The sequence below is a fragment of the Pseudomonas entomophila genome (assembly GCF_023277925.1).
In the GTDB taxonomy this organism is placed as follows: domain Bacteria; phylum Pseudomonadota; class Gammaproteobacteria; order Pseudomonadales; family Pseudomonadaceae; genus Aquipseudomonas; species Aquipseudomonas entomophila_D.
In genome coordinates this window covers 4,072,023-4,089,885 of sequence record NZ_CP063832.1, presented here as the reverse complement: position 1 = coordinate 4,089,885, position 17,863 = coordinate 4,072,023, and the positions used below count along the sequence as shown (strand labels likewise).

Annotated in this window: 18 protein-coding genes; 13 read left to right on the top strand and 5 right to left on the bottom strand. The window is 64.6% G+C overall.

Going from position 1 to position 17,863, the window contains the following annotated elements; all coding sequences use genetic code 11:
• The first annotated feature begins 149 nt into the window (after window positions 1-149).
• Both IM733_RS18100 and IM733_RS18095 read left to right on the top strand, forming a co-directional pair.
• The gene (locus IM733_RS18100; RefSeq protein WP_248917884.1) at window positions 150-1,076 is read left to right on the top strand and encodes an SdiA-regulated domain-containing protein; all 927 of its coding nucleotides are present in this window, start codon (window positions 150-152) and stop codon (window positions 1,074-1,076) included.
• Window positions 1,077-1,166: 90 nt separating this feature from the next.
• Window positions 1,167-2,066 (top strand): SdiA-regulated domain-containing protein, encoded by a 900-nt coding sequence (locus tag IM733_RS18095; RefSeq protein WP_248917883.1) that lies wholly within the window; start codon window positions 1,167-1,169, stop codon window positions 2,064-2,066.
• 99 nt (window positions 2,067-2,165) lie between these two features.
• Here IM733_RS18095 and rpiA read toward each other — a convergent pair whose 3' ends face one another.
• The gene (gene rpiA, locus IM733_RS18090) at window positions 2,166-2,840 is read right to left on the bottom strand and encodes a ribose-5-phosphate isomerase RpiA (RefSeq protein ID WP_011536226.1); all 675 of its coding nucleotides are present in this window, start codon (window positions 2,838-2,840) and stop codon (window positions 2,166-2,168) included.
• A gap of 133 nt (window positions 2,841-2,973) precedes the next feature.
• Here rpiA and ilvA point away from each other — a divergent pair, with 133 nt between their 5' ends.
• Together ilvA and IM733_RS18080 are read left to right on the top strand one after the other, a co-directional pair.
• Window positions 2,974-4,488 carry a threonine ammonia-lyase, biosynthetic gene (gene ilvA / locus IM733_RS18085; protein WP_248917882.1) on the top strand — a complete coding sequence of 505 codons (1,515 nt, stop codon included), beginning with the start codon at window positions 2,974-2,976 and terminating at the stop codon, window positions 4,486-4,488.
• A 49-nt stretch (window positions 4,489-4,537) separates the two neighbouring features.
• Complete coding sequence (locus IM733_RS18080; protein ID WP_248917881.1) at window positions 4,538-4,963, top strand: DUF2269 family protein; 426 nt, start codon at window positions 4,538-4,540, stop codon at window positions 4,961-4,963.
• A 56-nt stretch (window positions 4,964-5,019) separates the two neighbouring features.
• On the opposite strand, the gene IM733_RS18075 is transcribed toward IM733_RS18080, so the two are convergent.
• Window positions 5,020-5,676, bottom strand: coding sequence for an HAD family hydrolase (locus IM733_RS18075; RefSeq protein ID WP_248917880.1), 657 nt, complete (start codon window positions 5,674-5,676; stop codon window positions 5,020-5,022).
• A gap of 139 nt (window positions 5,677-5,815) precedes the next feature.
• Between IM733_RS18075 and IM733_RS18070 the strand changes: the two genes are divergently transcribed.
• Together IM733_RS18070 and ptsP are read left to right on the top strand one after the other, a co-directional pair.
• Complete coding sequence (locus tag IM733_RS18070; protein ID WP_003249017.1) at window positions 5,816-6,295, top strand: RNA pyrophosphohydrolase; 480 nt, start codon at window positions 5,816-5,818, stop codon at window positions 6,293-6,295.
• A gap of 22 nt (window positions 6,296-6,317) precedes the next feature.
• Window positions 6,318-8,591, top strand: coding sequence for a phosphoenolpyruvate--protein phosphotransferase (gene ptsP / locus IM733_RS18065; protein ID WP_248917879.1), 2,274 nt, complete (start codon window positions 6,318-6,320; stop codon window positions 8,589-8,591).
• Window positions 8,592-8,759: 168 nt separating this feature from the next.
• Here the strand turns inward: ptsP and IM733_RS18060 are convergent, their stop codons facing one another.
• Window positions 8,760-9,506 (bottom strand): NRDE family protein, encoded by a 747-nt coding sequence (locus tag IM733_RS18060; protein ID WP_248917878.1) that lies wholly within the window; start codon window positions 9,504-9,506, stop codon window positions 8,760-8,762.
• Between the two features lie 131 nt (window positions 9,507-9,637).
• Here IM733_RS18060 and IM733_RS18055 point away from each other — a divergent pair, with 131 nt between their 5' ends.
• From IM733_RS18055 to IM733_RS18045, 3 genes are read left to right on the top strand one after another with little or no spacing between them, the layout of a single operon-like run.
• Window positions 9,638-10,420 (top strand): sulfite exporter TauE/SafE family protein, encoded by a 783-nt coding sequence (locus IM733_RS18055; RefSeq protein WP_248917877.1) that lies wholly within the window; start codon window positions 9,638-9,640, stop codon window positions 10,418-10,420.
• 16 nt (window positions 10,421-10,436) lie between these two features.
• A complete protein-coding gene (lgt, locus tag IM733_RS18050) occupies window positions 10,437-11,246 on the top strand; it encodes a prolipoprotein diacylglyceryl transferase (RefSeq protein WP_248917876.1) in 810 nt (269 codons plus the stop codon).
• Window positions 11,247-11,294: 48 nt separating this feature from the next.
• Window positions 11,295-12,266 (top strand): thymidylate synthase, encoded by a 972-nt coding sequence (locus IM733_RS18045; RefSeq protein WP_011536218.1) that lies wholly within the window; start codon window positions 11,295-11,297, stop codon window positions 12,264-12,266.
• A gap of 124 nt (window positions 12,267-12,390) precedes the next feature.
• Here IM733_RS18045 and cadR read toward each other — a convergent pair whose 3' ends face one another.
• Window positions 12,391-12,834 (bottom strand): cadmium resistance transcriptional regulator CadR, encoded by a 444-nt coding sequence (cadR, locus tag IM733_RS18040; RefSeq protein WP_011536217.1) that lies wholly within the window; start codon window positions 12,832-12,834, stop codon window positions 12,391-12,393.
• Window positions 12,835-13,023: 189 nt separating this feature from the next.
• On the opposite strand from cadR, the gene IM733_RS18035 reads away from it, so the two are divergent.
• The 4 genes from IM733_RS18035 (at window position 13,024) to IM733_RS18020 (ending at window position 17,019) form a co-directional block, all read left to right on the top strand.
• Window positions 13,024-15,270, top strand: coding sequence for a heavy metal translocating P-type ATPase (locus IM733_RS18035; protein WP_248917875.1), 2,247 nt, complete (start codon window positions 13,024-13,026; stop codon window positions 15,268-15,270).
• Window positions 15,271-15,282: 12 nt separating this feature from the next.
• A complete protein-coding gene (locus IM733_RS18030; RefSeq protein ID WP_248917874.1) occupies window positions 15,283-16,152 on the top strand; it encodes a LysR family transcriptional regulator in 870 nt (289 codons plus the stop codon).
• Window positions 16,153-16,402: 250 nt separating this feature from the next.
• Complete coding sequence (locus IM733_RS18025; RefSeq protein WP_110992223.1) at window positions 16,403-16,594, top strand: type II toxin-antitoxin system HicA family toxin; 192 nt, start codon at window positions 16,403-16,405, stop codon at window positions 16,592-16,594.
• Window positions 16,595-16,611: 17 nt separating this feature from the next.
• On the top strand, window positions 16,612-17,019 hold the full coding sequence (locus IM733_RS18020; RefSeq protein WP_248917873.1) for a type II toxin-antitoxin system HicB family antitoxin: 408 nt from the start codon (window positions 16,612-16,614) through the stop codon (window positions 17,017-17,019).
• Between the two features lie 21 nt (window positions 17,020-17,040).
• On the opposite strand, the gene IM733_RS18015 is transcribed toward IM733_RS18020, so the two are convergent.
• A complete protein-coding gene (locus IM733_RS18015; protein WP_248917872.1) occupies window positions 17,041-17,862 on the bottom strand; it encodes a suppressor of fused domain protein in 822 nt (273 codons plus the stop codon).
• Window position 17,863: the final 1 nt, after the last annotated feature.

The window sequence follows — 17,863 nt, the reverse complement described above, 5'->3', positions numbered from 1 at the left end:
TGCCGCGGCGGCGTGATACCGCCGCCGTTTCCCTGACCGCGGGTGGTCGTTGCCATTTTTTTCACAATCGATGCGGATAATGCGCAAACCTGCGCATTTTCGTCGGCATTGGGCTATACCTCACCGCTCGCTTTCAGGACTTTCCTTCAATGGCCACTTCTACCCGTGCATCCCTCCCGCCTGCACCCAAACGCCGCGCGTCGCTGCGCTGGCTGATCGGCATTACCGCCTTGGCGGTGATCAGCTATGGCGTGGTCGTGGCCATGCACTGGGATGACCGTGGCCTGCTGTGGCTGAAGGAGCGCTTCGAAACCTCTGCCGAGCGCCAGGAAAGCATCTGGTTGCCAGATTACGTGGTGGATATCGATGCCAAGCCATTGGCGGGCATGGAGGAGGATGAAGCCTCGGACGTGGCCTTCAACCCGCATACCCGCACCTTGTTCGCCGTCATGGGCAAACACCCGTTCCTGGCCGAGTTGAGCCTGGATGGCGATGTGCTGCGCAAGATCCCCTTGCAGGGTTGGGACAATCCCGAGGGTGTCGCCGTGCTCGAGGACGGGCAGATCGCGATCACCGACGAGCGCCGCCACGACTTGACCCTGGTCAAGGTGGACGCTACTACCACTTCGCTATCACGCACCGATTTCAAGAGCTACGACCTGGGCGAGTCGGTCAAGAGCAACAAAGGTTTCGAGGCCGTGGCCTGGGACCCGATGCGCCAGCGCCTGCTCATCGGCGAGGAGCGCCCGCCTACGCTGTACGCCTGGAGCACCAACGGGCATGGCCCGCTCATCGGGGACAAGCAAGTACTGCCCAGCGATGAGCTTGACCTGCGCAACCTGTCGGCCTTGAGCGTCGACCCACGCACGGGGCACCTGCTGGTGCTGTCGGCGGATTCGAACATGCTGCTGGAACTGGACGAGAAAGGTGAGCAGGTCAGCTTCATGACCCTGCTGGGTGGCTTCAATGGCCTGAAGGACACCATCCCACGCGCCGAAGGCGTGGCCATGGACGACAAGGGCAACCTTTACTTCGTCAGCGAACCTAACCTGTTCTATCGTTTCAGGAAGCACTGACACTGCCACCGGGGCAATTCGACGACGGCATTAAGGTTTGCTTCAGTTGTTGATGGTTAGATTCGCGTCCCCTTTGCCGAGTCTGCCTCCATGCGCCGTCGTTACCGCCTCACCCTCGCTTTAACCGTGCTTGCCGCCTTGCTCGTCCTGGGTGCGGCAGCCCAGGAGTTCCGCCTGTTCGAGCGCGGCTGGTTCAACCTGCGGGCCTGGTGGCAGCCGGCTGAGCAGAGCATGGGGCTGGACCGCTATCGGGTAGCGGTCGAGGCACAGCCCATCGAAGGGCTGGACGACGATCTATCGGCCCTGACCTACGACCCGGACCGCAAGAGCCTGTTCACGGTCACCAACGCCCGTTCCGAGCTGATCGAGCTGTCGTTGGACGGGCGCATCCTGCGCCGCGTGCCGCTGACCGGTTTCGGCGACCCCGAGGCCGTGGAGTACGTGGGCCCCAACAGCTACGTGATTACCGATGAGCGCCAGCAGCGGCTGATCCGCGTGCGCCTGGAGGATGACACCCTGTTCCTCGATGCCAACGATGCCGAGCAGCTGTCACTGGGCATCGGCCTCAATGGCAACAAGGGCTTCGAGGGGTTGGCCTACGATTCGACGGGCAAGCGCCTGTTCGTGGCCAAGGAGCGCGACCCGATGATGATCTACGAGGTGCATGGTTTCCCCCATGACAACCCGGACAAGCCTTACGCTGTGCATGTGGTGCAGGACCGCAAGCGCGACAAGGGGTTGTTCGTACGGGACTTGTCCAGCCTGCAGTTCGACGAGCGCAGTGGGCATCTGCTGGCCCTGTCGGATGAGTCGCGGCTGGTGCTGGAGCTGGATGTGAAGGGGCGGCCGTTGAGCACCCTGTCGTTGCGCAAGGGGATGCAGGGGCTGAAGCAGACAGTGCCGCAGGCGGAAGGGATTGCGATGGACGATGCCGGGACCATCTACCTGGTCAGTGAGCCGAACCTGTTCTACGTGTTCAAGCAGCCATGACACTGTAGGAGCCAGCCTTGCTGGCGAACGAGCAGGCCCTCGGTTGCCGGGGCGGACGCGGTTCGCCAGTGAGGCTGGCCCCTACAGAGGCAGTGTTGCTTACTCGGCCTTGAGGGTCTTCACGCCTTCGGCGGTACCCAGCAGCAGCACATCCGCCGGCCGCGCCGCGAACAGGCCGTTGGTGACCACGCCGACGATGGCGTTGATCTGGCTTTCCAGCTCCACCGGGTTGGTGATCTGCAGGTTGTGCACGTCGAGGATGACGTTGCCGTTGTCGGTCACCACGCCCTCGCGGTAGACCGGGTCGCCGCCCAGCTTGACCAGCTGGCGCGCCACGTGGCTGCGGGCCATGGGGATGACCTCGACCGGCAGCGGGAAGGCGCCCAGCACGGGTACCAGCTTGCTGGCGTCGGCGATGCAGATGAAGGTCTTGGCCACCGCCGCGACGATTTTCTCGCGGGTCAGGGCCGCGCCGCCGCCCTTGATCAGGTTCAGGTGGGCGTCGCTCTCGTCGGCGCCGTCCACGTAGAACTCCAGCTCGCTGACGCTGTTCAGCTCGTAGACCGGGATGCCATGGCCTTTCAGGCGCTGGGCGGTGGCTTCGGAGCTGGCGACGGCGCCGTCGAAGGCAGTTTTGTGCTGGGCCAGGGCGTCGATGAAGAAGTTGGCGGTGGAGCCGGTGCCAACGCCGACGACGCTTTTTTCATCCAGCTTGGGCAGGATGAGGTCGACGGCGGCCTGGGCGACGGCCTGTTTGAGTTGGTCCTGGGTCATGCGGGCTCCGGGAGGGGCAGGGCGGATTTCAAAGTTGCCTAGTATAACGGCTCCGACGGCTTTGCTGTGGCTGCCCGACGTGACGCTGCGTTAGACTCCCAGGCCTTGTCCCGCGGCCCAGTGATGCTTTCCGATGCTCGAACAGTACGTCAAGAAGATCCTCACCTCGCGCGTCTATGACGTTGCCGTCGAAACTCCGCTGCACAGCGCCGGGCAACTGAGCAAGCGCCTGGGCAACACGGTCCTGCTCAAGCGCGAGGACCTGCAACCGGTGTTCTCGTTCAAGATCCGCGGGGCCTACAACAAGCTGGCGCAACTGAGTGCGCAAGAGCTGGCCCGCGGCGTGGTCACCGCCTCGGCGGGCAACCACGCCCAAGGCGTGGCCTTGGCGGCCCGTGAGCTGGGCATCAAGGCGACCATCGTGATGCCCAGGACCACCCCCGAGATCAAAGTCGAGGGTGTGCGTTCGCGCGGTGGCAAGGTGGTGCTGCACGGCGACTCCTTCCCCGAGGCGCTGGCGTACTCGCTGAAGCTGGTCGACGAGAAAGGCTTCGTCTACATCCACCCCTATGACGACCCGCACACCATCGCCGGCCAGGGCACCGTGGCCATGGAGATCCTGCGCCAGCACCCAGGCCAGCTCGATGCGATCTTCGTGCCGGTAGGCGGTGGCGGGCTGATCGCCGGTATTGCCGCCTACGTGAAGTACTTGCGCCCTGAGATCAAGGTGATCGGCGTCGAGCCGGACGACTCGAACTGCCTGCAGGCCGCCATGGCCGCGGGCGAGCGCGTGGTGCTGCCGCAGGTCGGGTTGTTCGCCGACGGCGTGGCGGTGGCGCAGATCGGCCAGCACACCTTCGATATCTGCCGCCATCATGTGGACGAGGTGATTACCGTCAGTACCGACGAAATCTGCGCGGCAATCAAGGATATCTACGACGATACCCGCTCGATCACCGAACCTGCCGGCGCATTGGGCGTTGCCGGAATCAAGAAGTACGTCGAGCTCAAGGGCGTGACGGGCCAGACCCTGGTGGCCATCGATTCGGGCGCCAACGTCAACTTCGACCGCCTGCGCCATGTGGCCGAGCGTGCCGAACTGGGCGAGAAGCGCGAGGCGATCATCGCCGTGACCATCCCCGAGCGCCCGGGCAGCTTCAAGGCATTCTGCGAGGCGATCGGCAAGCGCCAGATCACCGAGTTCAACTACCGCAAGCACACTGCGGACGAAGCACACATCTTCGTTGGCGTGCAGACCCATCCCGAAACCGACCCGCGCGCCGCATTGGTGCAGCAATTGACCGAGCAGGGCTTCCCGGTTACCGACCTGACCGACAACGAGCTGGCCAAACTGCATATCCGCCACATGGTCGGCGGCCACTCGGCGGGGGCCAGCGACGAGATGGTGCTGCGGTTCGAATTCCCCGAGCGGCCGGGCGCACTGTTCAACTTCCTCAACAAGCTGGGCGGGCGCTGGAACATCTCGATGTTCCACTACCGTAATCATGGTGCGGCCGATGGTCGCGTGGTGGCGGGCCTGCAGGTGCCGGAAGAGGAGCGTCACCTGGTGCCGGCGGCGCTGGCCAAGATCGGCTATCCGTACTGGGACGAGACCGAGAACCCGGCCTACCGGCTATTCTTGGGCTGATGAACCCATTGCCGGCGACGCACAACGGCCTGCCTAAGGACACCCGTACATGGAACACCTGACCCTTCTCAAGACCCTGCACATCCTCGCCACCGCCCTGCTGTTGCTGGGCGCCCTGGGCCTGGCGACCTGGACTGTCATCGCCCGGCGCAAGGGCGATGCCGACGCCTACGGCAAGCTGCTGCGCCGGCCACTGGTGTTCGTATGGCTGCTGATGGGGCTGTGCCTGGTGAGCATGCCATTCACCGGTTGGTGGCTGGTGCACTTGGTGGGCTGGCCGCTGGGGCAGGCCTGGGTGCTGGCCTCCAGCGTCATCTACACCTTCGGCGCGTTCGCCGCCTGGTGGTTGCTGGTGCGCCTGAACCGGCTGCGCAAGGCGCAAGCGGTAGGGCTGAAGTTCACCCTGGCGTTGGCGGTGTTCAGCGGGGTGTGCTTCCTTTCCATCGCCGGCCTGATGGGGGCCAAACCCGTCTAGAGGCGGCGCCGAACCTGTAGGAGCCAGCCTTGCTGGCTCCTACAGGGCGCGTCGGTTCAGTTGCGCAGTGTGATGATTTCCCAGCCCCTGCGCTCGGCCTCTGCCCGCAATTTCGGATCCGGATCCACCGCCACCGGCCGCTCCACCACCTCCAGCAACGGCACATCGTTCAGCGAATCGCTATAGAAGCAGCTGCCCTCGAGATCGAAACCGTTCTCCAGCATCCAGCGCTTCAACCGCGTCACCTTGCCTTCACGAAAACACGGTATATCGGTACTACGCCCGGTGTAGCGCCCATCCTGCGTCTGGCATTCGGTGGCCAGCAGGGTGCGTACCCCCAGGCGGCGGGCGATGGGCGCGGTGACGAAGCGGTTGGTAGCAGTGATGATCACCAGCTGGTCGCCGGCCTCGCGATGCTGGTGCAGCAGGGCCTCGGCCCTGGGCAGGATGATCGGCTCGATGCAATCGCGCATGAACTCGCGGTGCCAACACTCCAACTGCGCGGGCTCGCTGGCCGCGAGGATCTCCATGGAGAAGGCCAGGTAGGCCTGCATGTCCAGGGTGCCGTTGAGGTAGTCCTGGTAGAAGGCATCGTTGCGTGCCTTGTACGCGACCGGGTCGAGGATACCCCGTTCGCACAGGTAGTCACCCCAGGCGTGGTCGCTGTCGCCGCCGAGGAGGGTATTGTCCAGGTCGAATAACGCCAGGCGCATGGGTTGTCTCGCATCAGCTTCCGGGAGCCCCGCAGAATACGGAGTTTTCACCTCGCTGCACATAAGCTTGGCGGGCGCGTTGCTGCGTGCTCAGGCTTTGTGGAACAATGCGGCGACATGCGTTTGCGAGGTTGCTGCCGTGATCGACCCGGATGGTTTTCGCCCCAATGTCGGGATCATTCTCACGAATGATGCCGGGCAGGTGCTATGGGCTCGGCGGATCAACCAGGATGCCTGGCAGTTCCCCCAGGGTGGCATCAACCCTGACGAGACGCCGGAAGACGCCCTGTACCGCGAGCTGAACGAAGAAGTTGGCCTTGAACGCGACGATGTGGAAATTCTTGCCTGCACCCGTGGCTGGTTGCGTTATCGTTTACCGCAACGTCTGGTGCGCACCCACAGCCAGCCGCTGTGCATCGGCCAGAAACAGAAGTGGTTCCTGCTACGCCTGGTGAGCAACGAGCAACGGGTACGCATGGACCTCACCGGCAAACCGGAATTCGACGGCTGGCGCTGGGTCAGCTACTGGTATCCGCTGGGCCAGGTGGTGACATTCAAGCGCGAGGTATACCGACGCGCCCTGAAAGAGCTAGCCCCGCGCCTGCTGACGCGCGACTGACGACGGAGTCCGACCCCGAGCCATGCTCAATACGCTGCGCAAGATCGTCCAGGAAGTGAACTCCGCCAAAGATCTCAAGACGGCGTTGGGTATCATTGTCTTGCGCGTCAAGGAGGCCATGGGCAGCCAGGTCTGCTCGGTCTACTTGCTTGATCCGGAAACCAACCGTTTCGTGCTGATGGCTACGGAGGGCCTGAACAAGCGCTCCATCGGCAAGGTCAGCATGGCCCCCAACGAGGGCCTGGTTGGCCTGGTCGGTACCCGCGAGGAGCCGCTGAACCTCGAGAACGCCGCCGACCACCCGCGTTACCGCTACTTCGCCGAAACCGGCGAAGAAAAATTCGCCTCTTTCCTCGGTGCCCCCATCATCCACCACCGTCGCGTGGTGGGTGTGCTGGTCATCCAGCAGAAGGAGCGCCGCCAGTTCGACGAAGGCGAAGAAGCCTTCCTGGTCACCATGAGCGCCCAGCTCGCCGGAGTTATTGCCCACGCCGAGGCCACCGGCTCCATCCGTGGCCTGGGCCGTCAGGGCAAGGGCATCCAGGAGGCCCGCTTCGTCGGGGTTCCGGGCTCGCCGGGCGCTGCCGTCGGCCGCTCCGTGGTGATGCTGCCGCCCGCCGACCTGGAAGTGGTGCCGGACCGCACCGTCGAGGACATCGACAACGAACTCAAGCTGTTCAACAACGCCCTCGAAGGCGTGCGCGAGGACATGCGCAAGCTGTCGGCCAAGCTCGCCACCCAATTGCGCCCCGAAGAGCGTGCGTTGTTCGACGTGTACCTGATGATGCTCGAGGACGCCGCCCTCGGTGGCGAGGTGGTCGAGGTCATCAAGACCGGCCAGTGGGCCCAGGGCGCCCTGCGCCAGGTGGTCGGCGAGCACGTCAACCGCTTCGAGCTGATGGACGACGACTATCTGCGCGAGCGTGCCTCGGACGTCAAGGACCTAGGCCGGCGCCTGCTGGCCTATCTCCAGGAGGCCCGTTCGCAGTCGCTGGTCTATGAAGACAACACCATCCTGGTCAGCGAGGAACTGACCCCCGCCATGCTTGGCGAGGTGCCGGAAGGCAAGCTGGTGGGCCTGGTCTCGGTACTCGGTTCGGGCAACTCCCACGTGGCAATCCTTGCCCGGGCGATGGGTATCCCCACGGTCATGGGCGTAGTCGACCTGCCGTATTCGAAGGCCGACGGCATCGACATGATCGTCGACGGCTACAAGGGCGAGGTGTTCACCAACCCCGGCGAGGTGCTGCGCAAGCAGTACAGCGACGTGGTCGAGGAGGAACGTCAGCTGGCCCGCGGCCTCGATGCCCTGCGCGAGCTTCCCTGCATCACCCCGGACGGCCACCGCATGCCGCTGTGGGTCAACACCGGCCTGCTCGCCGACGTGGCCCGGGCCCAGCAGCGCGGCGCCGAGGGTGTCGGCCTGTACCGCACCGAAGTGCCGTTCATGATCAACCAGCGCTTCCCCAGCGAGAAGGAGCAGTTGGCGATCTACCGCGAGCAGCTGCAGGCCTTCCACCCGCTGCCGGTGACCATGCGCAGCCTCGACATCGGTGGCGACAAGTCGCTTTCGTACTTCCCGATCAAGGAAGAAAACCCCTTCCTCGGCTGGCGCGGCATCCGCGTCACCCTCGACCACCCGGAAATCTTCCTGGTGCAGACCCGCGCCATGCTCAAGGCCAGCGAGGGGCTGAACAATCTGCGCATCCTGCTCCCCATGATTTCCGGTATCCATGAGCTGGAAGAAGCGCTGCACCTGATCCACCGCGCCTGGGGCGAGGTGCGTGACGAAGGCACCGACGTGCCCATGCCGCCGGTCGGGGTGATGGTGGAGATCCCCGCCGCCGTGTACCAGACCCGCGAGCTGGCGCGGCAGGTGGACTTCCTCTCGGTCGGGTCGAACGACCTTACGCAGTACCTGCTGGCCGTCGATCGCAACAACCCGCGGGTCGCCGACCTGTACGACTACCTGCACCCAGCTGTGTTGCAGGCGTTGCAGACGGTGGTCAGCGTGGCCCATGAAGAAGGCAAGCCGGTGAGCATCTGCGGCGAGATGGCCGGTGATCCGGCCGCCGCGATCCTGCTGATGGCCATGGGCTTCGACAGCCTGTCGATGAACGCCACCAACCTGCCTAAGGTGAAGTGGATGCTGCGTCAGATCAACAAGAGCAAGGCCAAGGAGCTGCTGGCCGACGCCATGAGCCACGACAACCCGCAGGTTATCCACAGCTCGCTGCAACTGGCGCTGAAGAACCTTGGCCTGGCGCGGATGATCGGGCCGAACAATACCCTTTGATTCGCTGCGTCTGGGCTGCCGGGCACAGCGTCCTCTGTAGGAGTGGCTTAAGCCGCGATGGAGGCACCGCGGTGTGTGGCACCCGCTTTGCGGGTGATCGCGGCTGAAGCCGCTCCTACAGAGGCCAGGCCAAATCAATAGGGCTGGTGAACAGGCCGTTACAACACCTCAAACCTCCAGGCTGACCTCCCCGAGGTGCCCACCAAACGGCCCGAAGCTGCGCTCGATCATCCGCCGTCGCCCCTGGTCATCCACGATCAGCACCGTGCTCGCCCGCGTCCCATAGTTCTGGCTGGCGATGAACACGCTCGACAGCAGCTTCTCGGTTGCCAGCCCTACGCCTGTCTCGGGCAATTCGCTGTCCGGCGCAGGTTGTACGTCGGCCAGCAATGCCAGCAGTCGCTGTGGATCGTCCGACGCTAGCAATCCCTCCAGCCCGTTACGCGCCTTCACCAGCTTCGGCCAAGGTGTGTCCAGCCCGGCGTTCGACAGCCCGTATACGCCGGGCGAGAGCAGGCGCGGCCCGGCCTCACGCGCGTGTAGGTAACCCAACCGCTGCCCATCGCCAACCAGCAGGTTGAAGCCGGAATACTGCTCACTGCGGCTGGCCACCTGATCGAGGTACGCCTCGACCCCCAGTTCGCCCCGCAGATAAGCCGCGACCAGTTCACCTCGTGAGCGCGGCCCCAAGGGCTGGCGCGGGTCGCGGATATTGGTCAGCGCCGCGAACCGCCCCCTTGGCCCGACCCCCAGCCAGGTCCCGCCGGCTTCCAAGTCCCGCCCGGCATACACCCCTGGTGCATCCTCCCAGGCGGCCAGGGCCTGGGTGGGCCGGGCATGGAATTCATCGCGGTTGGCCGCGACGATCAGCGGCCGGGCTGTCCCCGGCCGCCAGGCGAATACGATCAGGCACATAGGTTGTCCCCTGTGTTTTCGGCCACTCTACCCGCGCCGTCGACCGCTAGCCATCACCTGACACAGACTTCACTAGAGCGCCGGGCGTGGCTTCCGTTACCATGCCGGATTGTTTTCCACTGGGGCCACGAATGGAATTCGCTCTCTATCTGCTGCTGGGCGCCTGCGCGGGTGTGCTGGCCGGGCTGTTCGGTGTCGGTGGCGGCATCATCATCGTGCCGGTGCTGGTGTTCAGCTTCACCCTGCAGGGCTTCGACCCTTCGGTGCTGACCCACCTGGCGGTCGGCACTTCGCTGGCGACCATCGTCTTCACCTCGATCAACGCCGTGCTCGAGCACCAGCGCAAAGGCGCGGTGCAGTGGCCGATCTTCGCCTGGATGACCGTGGGCATCCTGCTCGGCGCATTGGTCGGCGCGAAGACAGCTTCGCTGATCCAGGGCCCGGTGTTGCAGAAGATCATCGGTGTGTTCGCCCTGGTGATCGCCGCGCAGATGGCCCTGGACCTCAAGCCCAAGGCCAGCTGCGGCATCCCTGGCAAACCCGGCCTGACCGCCGCCGGCGGCGTGATCGGCTGGGCCTCTGCCATCTTTGGGATCGGCGGTGGATCGCTCACCGTGCCCTTCCTGACCTGGCGCAGCCTGCCCATGCAGCAGGCGGTGGCCACTTCGTCGGCCTGCGGTCTACCAATCGCCCTGGCCAGCACCCTTAGCTTCATGTGGCTGGGCTGGCATGAAGAGCATCTGCCAGCCCACAGCATCGGTTACGTCTACCTTCCCGCGCTGGTCGGCATAGCCGTGACCAGCATGTTCTTCGCCCGCTTCGGCGCGCGTCTGGCGCACAAGCTGTCGCCGCGCGTGCTCAAGCGCCTGTTCGCCGCGCTGCTGTTCTGCGTCGGACTCAGCTTCCTTATCTGAAACTAGAGGAAAGACAATGCTGCCTTACCCGCAGATAGACCCCGTGGCCGTGGCCCTCGGTCCACTGAAAATCCACTGGTACGGCCTGATGTACCTGATCGGCATCGGCGGCGCCTGGCTGCTGGCCTCGCGCCGGTTGAACCGCTTCGACCCGACCTGGAACCGCGAGAAACTCTCCGACCTGGTGTTCTGGCTGTCGATGGGGGTGATCGTCGGCGGGCGCCTGGGCTATGTGCTGTTCTACGACCTGCACCAGTACCTGGCCAACCCGACGCTGATCTTCGAGGTGTGGAAGGGCGGCATGTCGTTCCACGGCGGCTTCATCGGCGTGATGCTGGCGGCGCTGTGGTTCGGCAAGCGCAACAACAAGTCGTTCTTCGAGCTGATGGACTTCGTCGCGCCGCTGGTGCCGATCGGCCTGGGCGCCGGGCGTATCGGCAACTTCATCAACGCCGAACTGTGGGGCAAGGCCACCGACGTGCCCTGGGCCATGGTCTTCCCACCGTTCAGCGACCCTGCGCAGCTGCCGCGTCACCCGTCGCAGCTGTACCAGTTCGCCCTCGAAGGTGTGGCATTATTCGTCATCCTTTGGCTGTACTCGCGCAAGCCGCGCCCGACCATGGCCGTTTCCGGCATGTTCGCGCTGTTCTACGGCATCTTCCGTTTCATCGTGGAGTTCGTGCGGGTACCCGACGCCCAGCTTGGCTACATCGCCTTCGGCTGGTTGACCATGGGTCAGTTGCTCTGCGTGCCGATGATCGTCGGCGGCATCTTCCTGATCTGGCTGGCCTACAACCGCAAACCGACGGCCAAGGCCACCGTTTGATTCCCACGGCAGGGGCGATCCCCCTGCCGTTCTTGTTACAGGTAAGCCATGAAACAGTATCTAGATCTGGTCCGTGACGTCATCGACAACGGCACGCTGCAGGAAAACCGCACCGGCATCCGCACCATCAGCCTGCCGGGCGCCATGCTGCGCTTCGACCTGCAGAAAGGCTTCCCGGCCATCACCACACGCAAGCTGGCGTTCAAGTCGGCGATCGGCGAGATGGTCGGTTTCCTGCGCGGTGTGAAGAATGCCGGCGAATTTCGCGAGTTGGGCTGCAAGGTCTGGGACCAGAACGCCAACGAGAACGCCCAGTGGCTGGCCAACCCGTTCCGCCAGGGCCATGACGACCTCGGTGAGATCTACGGCGTGCAGTGGCGCCAGTGGCCGGGCTACAAGCGCATCCCGCTGAGCAACCCGGCCGCCATCGAGATGGCGGAAAAGGCGGGCTTCCGTCGCATCGCCCAGGACGAGGAGGACGGCCAGGCCTTCGTCATCCTGTACAAGGCCATCGACCAGGTGCGCCAGTGCCTGGACACCATCGCCAACGACCCGGGCAGCCGGCGCATCCTGTTCCACGGCTGGAACTGCGCCCAGCTGGATGAAATGGCCCTGCCGCCGTGCCACTTGCTGTACCAGTTCCACCCGAATGTCGAGACCAAGGAGATCTCCCTGACGCTCTACATCCGCTCCAACGATCTGGGCCTGGGCACGCCGTTCAACCTCACCGAAGGCGCGGCACTGCTGTCGCTGTTCGGGCGCCTGACCGGCTACACCCCGCGCTGGTTCACCTACTTCATTGGCGATGCCCATGTGTACGAGAACCACCTGGACATGCTCAACGAGCAGATGAAGCGCGAGCCGCTGGCGGCGCCGAAGCTGGTGATCAGCGACCGCGTGCCGGCGTTCGCCAAGACCGGCAAGTACGAGCCGGAGTGGCTGGAGAAGATCGAACCGAGCGACTTCTCGCTGGAAGGGTATGAGCACCATGCGCCGATGACCGCGCCGATGGCGGTGTAGCTTTTCAGAATGTTGGCGCTGCCTTGCAGCCCATCGCGACACAAGGCCGTTCCCACAGGTACAGTGCAGAACCTGTGGGAGCGGCCTTGTGTCGCGAAAGGGGGCGCAGCGCCCCCAGGCATTTTCAATGCCCGTGGCTTCTGCCCACGTGCGAATGCTCCACCTCCGGCACCGACACCGCCCCATTCGTCTCCAGCTGCTGCAGAATCGCGCATTCCGCCCCTTGCGCATTGCACTGCTGACGCAACTCCACCAGCTGCGCCTGCAGCGCCACCAGCCCGTCGATCCGCGCTTGCACATGCTCGATATGCTCGTCGATCAGCGCATTGACGCTGCCGCACGACGCTTCCGGGCTGTCGCGCAGGTTCAACAGGCTGCGAATTTCATCAAGGGTCATGTCCAGCGTGCGGCAGTTGCGGATGAAGGTCAGCCGCTCGACGTGGGCCTGGGTATACAGCCGGTAGTTGCCATCGCTGCGGGCAGGCTCGGGCAGCAGTTGTTCGCGTTCGTAGTAGCGGATGGTCTCCACGGCGCAGTCGGTGGCCTTGGCCAGTTCTCCGATCTTCATGGCTAATCTCCAGCAAGGGGCTTGACCCTATAGTGGCTACAGGGTGTTCACTTGGCAACAACCCTCTCTGTAGGAGCCGGCTTTGCCGGCGAAGACGTCAGCAGGAACGACACCTTTGCCTGGGCGGACGCTTTCGCCGGCAAAGCCGGCTCCTACAGGGAGCTAGTGCCCTTTTTTAAGGATGATTCCATGAACCAGCCAGTCAGCCCTGAACACAAGCATGACCACGACCATGGTGAAAAGGGTCACAGCCACGACACCCATGCCCACAGCTGCTGCGGCTCCCATGCTGCGCCTGCCCTGGTGCAGCTGACCGAGAAGGCCAGTGCTCAGGCGCGCCTCAGCCGCTTCCGCATCCAGGCCATGGACTGCCCGACCGAGCAGACGCTGATCCAGGATAAGCTGGGCAAGCTGGCCGGTATCGAGCAACTGGAGTTCAACCTGATCAACCGCGTGTTGGGCGTGCGTCACACCCACGACGGCACCGGCCAGATCGAGCAGGCCATCGACAGCCTGGGCATGAAGGCCGAGCCGCTGGCCGACGAGGACGACGGCAGCGCCGAAATGCCCCAGGCCAGCAAGACCCGCTGGTGGCCGCTGGCAGTGTCCGGTGTGGCGGCGGTCGCCGCCGAAATCGTGCATTTCGCCGGCAAGGCGCCGGAGTGGGTGGTAGCGGCGCTGGCCCTGGCGGCCATCCTCGGCTGTGGGCTGGGCACCTACAAGAAGGGCTGGATCGCCCTGAAGAACCGCAACCTCAACATCAACGCCCTGATGAGCATCGCCGTGACCGGCGCCGTGCTGATCGGCCAATGGCCGGAAGCGGCCATGGTGATGGTGCTGTTCACCGTGGCCGAACTGATCGAGGCCCGCTCGCTGGACCGCGCGCGCAACGCGATCGGCGGCCTGATGCAGCTGGCGCCGGACATGGCGACCGTGCAGCAGGCAGACGGACAGTGGCTTGAAGTCGATGTGCGCGAGGTAGCTTTGGGTGCGCGGGTGCGGGTACGCCCAGGTGAGCGCATCGGCCTGGACGGCGAAGTGGTCAGTGGGCAATCCAGCGTCGATCAGGCACCGATCACCGGCGAAAGCCTGCCAGTGGAGAAAACGGTGGGCGACAAACTGTTCGCCGGCACCATCAACCAGGCAGGCTCGCTGGAATACCGCGTCACTGCGGGCGCCGGCCAGTCGACCCTGGCACGCATCATCAAGGCGGTCGAGGAGGCCCAGGGCGCCCGTGCGCCGACCCAGCGCTTCGTCGACCAGTTCTCGCGCATCTACACCCCGGTGGTCTTCGCCGTGGCCCTGGCGGTGGCGATCATCCCGCCGCTGTTCATGGCCGGTGCCTGGTTCGACTGGATCTACCGCGCCCTGGTGCTGCTGGTGGTGGCCTGCCCGTGCGCGCTGGTGATCTCCACCCCGGTGACCATCGTCAGCGGCCTGGCCGCCGCCGCGCGCAAAGGCATCCTGATCAAGGGCGGCGTGTACCTGGAGGGTGGGCGCAAGCTGGACTTCCTGGCCTTGGACAAGACCGGCACCATCACCCATGGCAAGCCGGTGCAGACCGACAGCAAGGTGCTCGACCCGTTGTTCGAAGGCCGTGCCCAGGCGCTGGCCGCAAGCCTTGCCGCCCGCTCCGACCACCCGGTGTCCGGTGCCATTGCCTTGTTCGCCAAGGCGCAAGACCTGGCAATGAGCGAAGTCACCGAGTTCGCCGCCCTGGCCGGGCGCGGGGTGCGTGGCGACATCGACGGTGAAACCTACCACCTGGGCAACCATCGCCTGGTCGAAGAACTGGGCTTGTGCTCGCCGCAGCTCGAAGCCGAGCTGGACCAGCTGGAGCGCCAGGGCAAGACCGTGGTGCTGTTGCTCGACCGCAGCGGCCCGCTGGCGCTATTCGCCGTGGCCGACACGGTCAAGGACAGCAGCCGCCAGGCCATTGCCGAACTGCATGCGCTCGGTATCAAGACGGTCATGCTTACCGGCGACAATCCTCATACCGCCCAGGCGATCGCTGCCCAGGTGGGGATCGACCGGGCCGAGGGCAACCTGTTGCCGGCGGACAAGCTCGCCACCATCGAGCGCCTGTACGCCGAAGGCCACCGGGTCGGCATGGTCGGTGACGGTATCAACGACGCACCGGCCCTGGCCCGTGCCGAGATCGGTTTCGCGATGGCCGCCGCCGGTACCGACACGGCCATCGAGACTGCCGACGTGGCGCTGATGGACGACGACTTGCGCAAAATCCCGGCGTTCGTCAGGCTGTCGCGCCAAAGCGCGGCGATCCTCACCCAGAACATCGTGCTGGCCCTGGGGATCAAGGCGATTTTCCTGGCGATCACCTTTGCCGGCATGGCCACCATGTGGATGGCGGTGTTCGCCGACATGGGCGTGAGCCTGCTGGTGGTGTTCAACGGCTTGCGCCTGCTGCGCAAATAGAGGTTATGCACAATGCTGAGCGCCGAGCTCAAAGCCTTCTACATGGTGGCCCGCCTGGGCAGCATCACCCTGGCGGCGAAGAAGCTCGGGCTCAGCCAGCCCACGGTGACCACGCAGGTCCGCAACCTCGAAAGCCAGTATGCGGTGGAGTTGTTCTACCGTGGCGGCCGGCGCCTGGTGCTGAGCGAGGAGGGCGTACGCCTGTTGCCGATGGTCAAGGCCCTGCTGCAGCAGGAGGCCGACATCGAGTTCGAACTGCGCAACAGCAGCCTGGCCCAGGGCAGCCTGCGCATCGCCGCCACCGCGCCGTACTACATCCTCGACCTGGTGAAGATCTTCCGCGAACGCCTGCCCCAGGTGGACGTTGCGGTCGAGATCGGCAACTCCCAGCAGGTGCTGGAAATGCTCGAGGACTATCGAGTGGACATCGCGGCCTCTTCGCAACTGCTGGAGGACGCGCGCCTGGTGCGCCGGGTGTTGGGCACCGACCCGCTGGTGGTGGCCGTGCACCGCAATCATCCGCTGGCTCACCGCCAAGCGGTGTCCATCGACGTGGTGGCCGGGCATTGCCTGCTGATGCGCGAGAAGGGCTCGACCACGCGCAAACTGACCGAGCAGATGATGCAGGAGGCCGGCGTGAAGGCCGGTGCGTTGTTGGAGATCGGTAGCCGCGAGTCGATCCGCGAGGCGGTGCTGCGCAATATCGGCATCAGCATCATTGCCCGCCACGAAGTGCCGCATAACCCGGAGCTGCGGGTGCTGGCGTTGGAAGAGGCGCCGGTGATGCACGAGTACCTGTATTGCCTCAAGGAGCGGCGCCAGGCGCGCTTGCCGGCGGCGTTCCTGGGCGTGGCCCAGGAAGTGGCGGGGCTGGTGATCTGAAGATCGCGGGCACCGTGGCTGTTCGACCTGCGTTGTCGTGCCAGGAGCAAGTAGCGGGTATCACTGGGGCGTGGGAGCGGGCTTGGAGAAAATTATCGCAAGATCCCGCATCACTTCTCTCAGGCCACCCAGCCTGCAATCACCCTAATTCCCTTCGGATCGCCCACTCGTCGCCTTGGTGGGTATGGTGTTGATAAAGCCTGTTTGGTGGTTATACTAACCACAGCTCGGCTCGCCCAAGGATTGGGTTATTAATAGCCGCGAAATGATTTCCGTGATCGAGGCGGATGGTTGGTACCTGGTGCGTTCGAAAGGCAGCCACCACCACTTCAAGCACCCCCACAAGACCGGACTGGTCACCATCCCGCACCCGAAGAAGGACCTGCTGCCCGCCACCGCGGCCAGCATCCTGCGCCAGGCGCGGATCGGTTACGCCAGCTGACCAGGAGAACCCCAGCCATGCTTTTTCCCATCGCGATCCTTCCCGGCGATCATCAGCACGCCTGGGGCGTGGAAGTGCCAGACATCCCTGGGTGCTTCTCGGCCGGCGACGACCTCGACGATGCCATCGCCATGGCCCGCGAGGCGATCGAAGGCCATCTCGAACTGCTTGCCCAGGACCAGCAGGAGATCCCCAAGGCCGGCAAGGTCAGCGAGCATGCCGCCAACCCGGCTTACGCCGGCTGCACCTGGGCGCTGATCGACATCGACATCACCCGTTACCTGGGCAAGGCCGAAAAACTCAACATCACCTTGCCGGCCTATCTGCTCACCCGCATCGACAGCTATGTGCAGAATCACCCCGAGCACAAGAGCCGCTCAGGCTTCTTGGCCGAAGCAGCGCTCAAGGTGTTGCAAGGCAAGTAAGCCCAGCGGCACCTGACACCGTCAGATCACGCTTTCCCGCTGCAAATTGCTCACATGCCCATGCCCCGCGGCCTGCAAGCGCTCCACCAGATCCATCCGCGCCTGGCCGCCGCCGTTACGCACATAGTCGAGCTCGGCGGCGGTGATCAGTACCACCGGCACCAGTGTCACCGGCGACAGCGGCATGTCTGCCAGGTGTGTGCTGAAATCAGGCGCTGGCCCGCCTACCAGCACACCAAGGCAGTCATCCTCGGTCACGAAGTGCGCGGGCAATTGCCCCCTCATGCACGGCGACTGGCTCACGCCAGGCAGCTCGAACGACAGCACGCCGAAGCGCTCCAGACGGTGATTGATGCCGCCCGCGTCGGCCACGGTATCGGCTACGGTACGCACCACATCGAACGCCCAACTGCCCATGAATGGGCTGACGTCGCCAGCCTTTCCGTACTCCGCTTCGGGGAAGTCGGCTGACTCGACGAAAAGCTCCAGCTCGAAGCCATTGCCCGCGCCTTCGACATCGTCGAAGGGGTCAGACAGGCCATCGCTGGCCAGCAGGATGCTGCGCTCTCGGCGTACGACGCGGTAGGCCTGGCGGGTCGATGGCCAGTGTGGCCCGCCCATCAGGCTTGGGCTGATGGCGTAATCCAGCACATCCTGCTCGACGTTGCCGACCGTCTGCCAATGGCGATCGAGCACGGCGCAGCCCGCCTCGCGCGCGGCCTGGTTGGCGGCCTCGGCGGCCGTGATCGTCGGCTCGGGCTCGGCAACCTGCGGCTGGGGTTGTGCATCGGCCTCGTTGGCCTCAGGGCGCGATTGGCCAAGCAACTTCTTGAAAAAATCCATG

Excerpts from the sequence above, each read along its gene's own strand:
- IM733_RS18060 (WP_248917878.1), bottom strand. The coding sequence starts at position 9,506 with ATGTGCCTGATCGTATTCGCCTGGCGGCCGGGGACAGCCCGGCCGCTG.
- IM733_RS18035 (WP_248917875.1), top strand. The coding sequence starts at position 13,024 with ATGAACCAGCCAGTCAGCCCTGAACACAAGCATGACCACGACCATGGT.
- ilvA (WP_248917882.1), top strand. The coding sequence starts at position 2,974 with ATGCTCGAACAGTACGTCAAGAAGATCCTCACCTCGCGCGTCTATGAC.
- IM733_RS18100 (WP_248917884.1), top strand. The coding sequence starts at position 150 with ATGGCCACTTCTACCCGTGCATCCCTCCCGCCTGCACCCAAACGCCGC.
- IM733_RS18045 (WP_011536218.1), top strand. The coding sequence starts at position 11,295 with ATGAAACAGTATCTAGATCTGGTCCGTGACGTCATCGACAACGGCACG.
- IM733_RS18095 (WP_248917883.1), top strand. The coding sequence starts at position 1,167 with ATGCGCCGTCGTTACCGCCTCACCCTCGCTTTAACCGTGCTTGCCGCC.
- IM733_RS18030 (WP_248917874.1), top strand. The coding sequence starts at position 15,283 with ATGCTGAGCGCCGAGCTCAAAGCCTTCTACATGGTGGCCCGCCTGGGC.
- ptsP (WP_248917879.1), top strand. The coding sequence starts at position 6,318 with ATGCTCAATACGCTGCGCAAGATCGTCCAGGAAGTGAACTCCGCCAAA.
- IM733_RS18075 (WP_248917880.1), bottom strand. The coding sequence starts at position 5,676 with ATGCGCCTGGCGTTATTCGACCTGGACAATACCCTCCTCGGCGGCGAC.
- IM733_RS18015 (WP_248917872.1), bottom strand. The coding sequence starts at position 17,862 with ATGGATTTTTTCAAGAAGTTGCTTGGCCAATCGCGCCCTGAGGCCAAC.
- rpiA (WP_011536226.1), bottom strand. The coding sequence starts at position 2,840 with ATGACCCAGGACCAACTCAAACAGGCCGTCGCCCAGGCCGCCGTCGAC.
- IM733_RS18055 (WP_248917877.1), top strand. The coding sequence starts at position 9,638 with ATGGAATTCGCTCTCTATCTGCTGCTGGGCGCCTGCGCGGGTGTGCTG.
- cadR (WP_011536217.1), bottom strand. The coding sequence starts at position 12,834 with ATGAAGATCGGAGAACTGGCCAAGGCCACCGACTGCGCCGTGGAGACC.
- lgt (WP_248917876.1), top strand. The coding sequence starts at position 10,437 with ATGCTGCCTTACCCGCAGATAGACCCCGTGGCCGTGGCCCTCGGTCCA.
- IM733_RS18020 (WP_248917873.1), top strand. The coding sequence starts at position 16,612 with ATGCTTTTTCCCATCGCGATCCTTCCCGGCGATCATCAGCACGCCTGG.
- IM733_RS18080 (WP_248917881.1), top strand. The coding sequence starts at position 4,538 with ATGGAACACCTGACCCTTCTCAAGACCCTGCACATCCTCGCCACCGCC.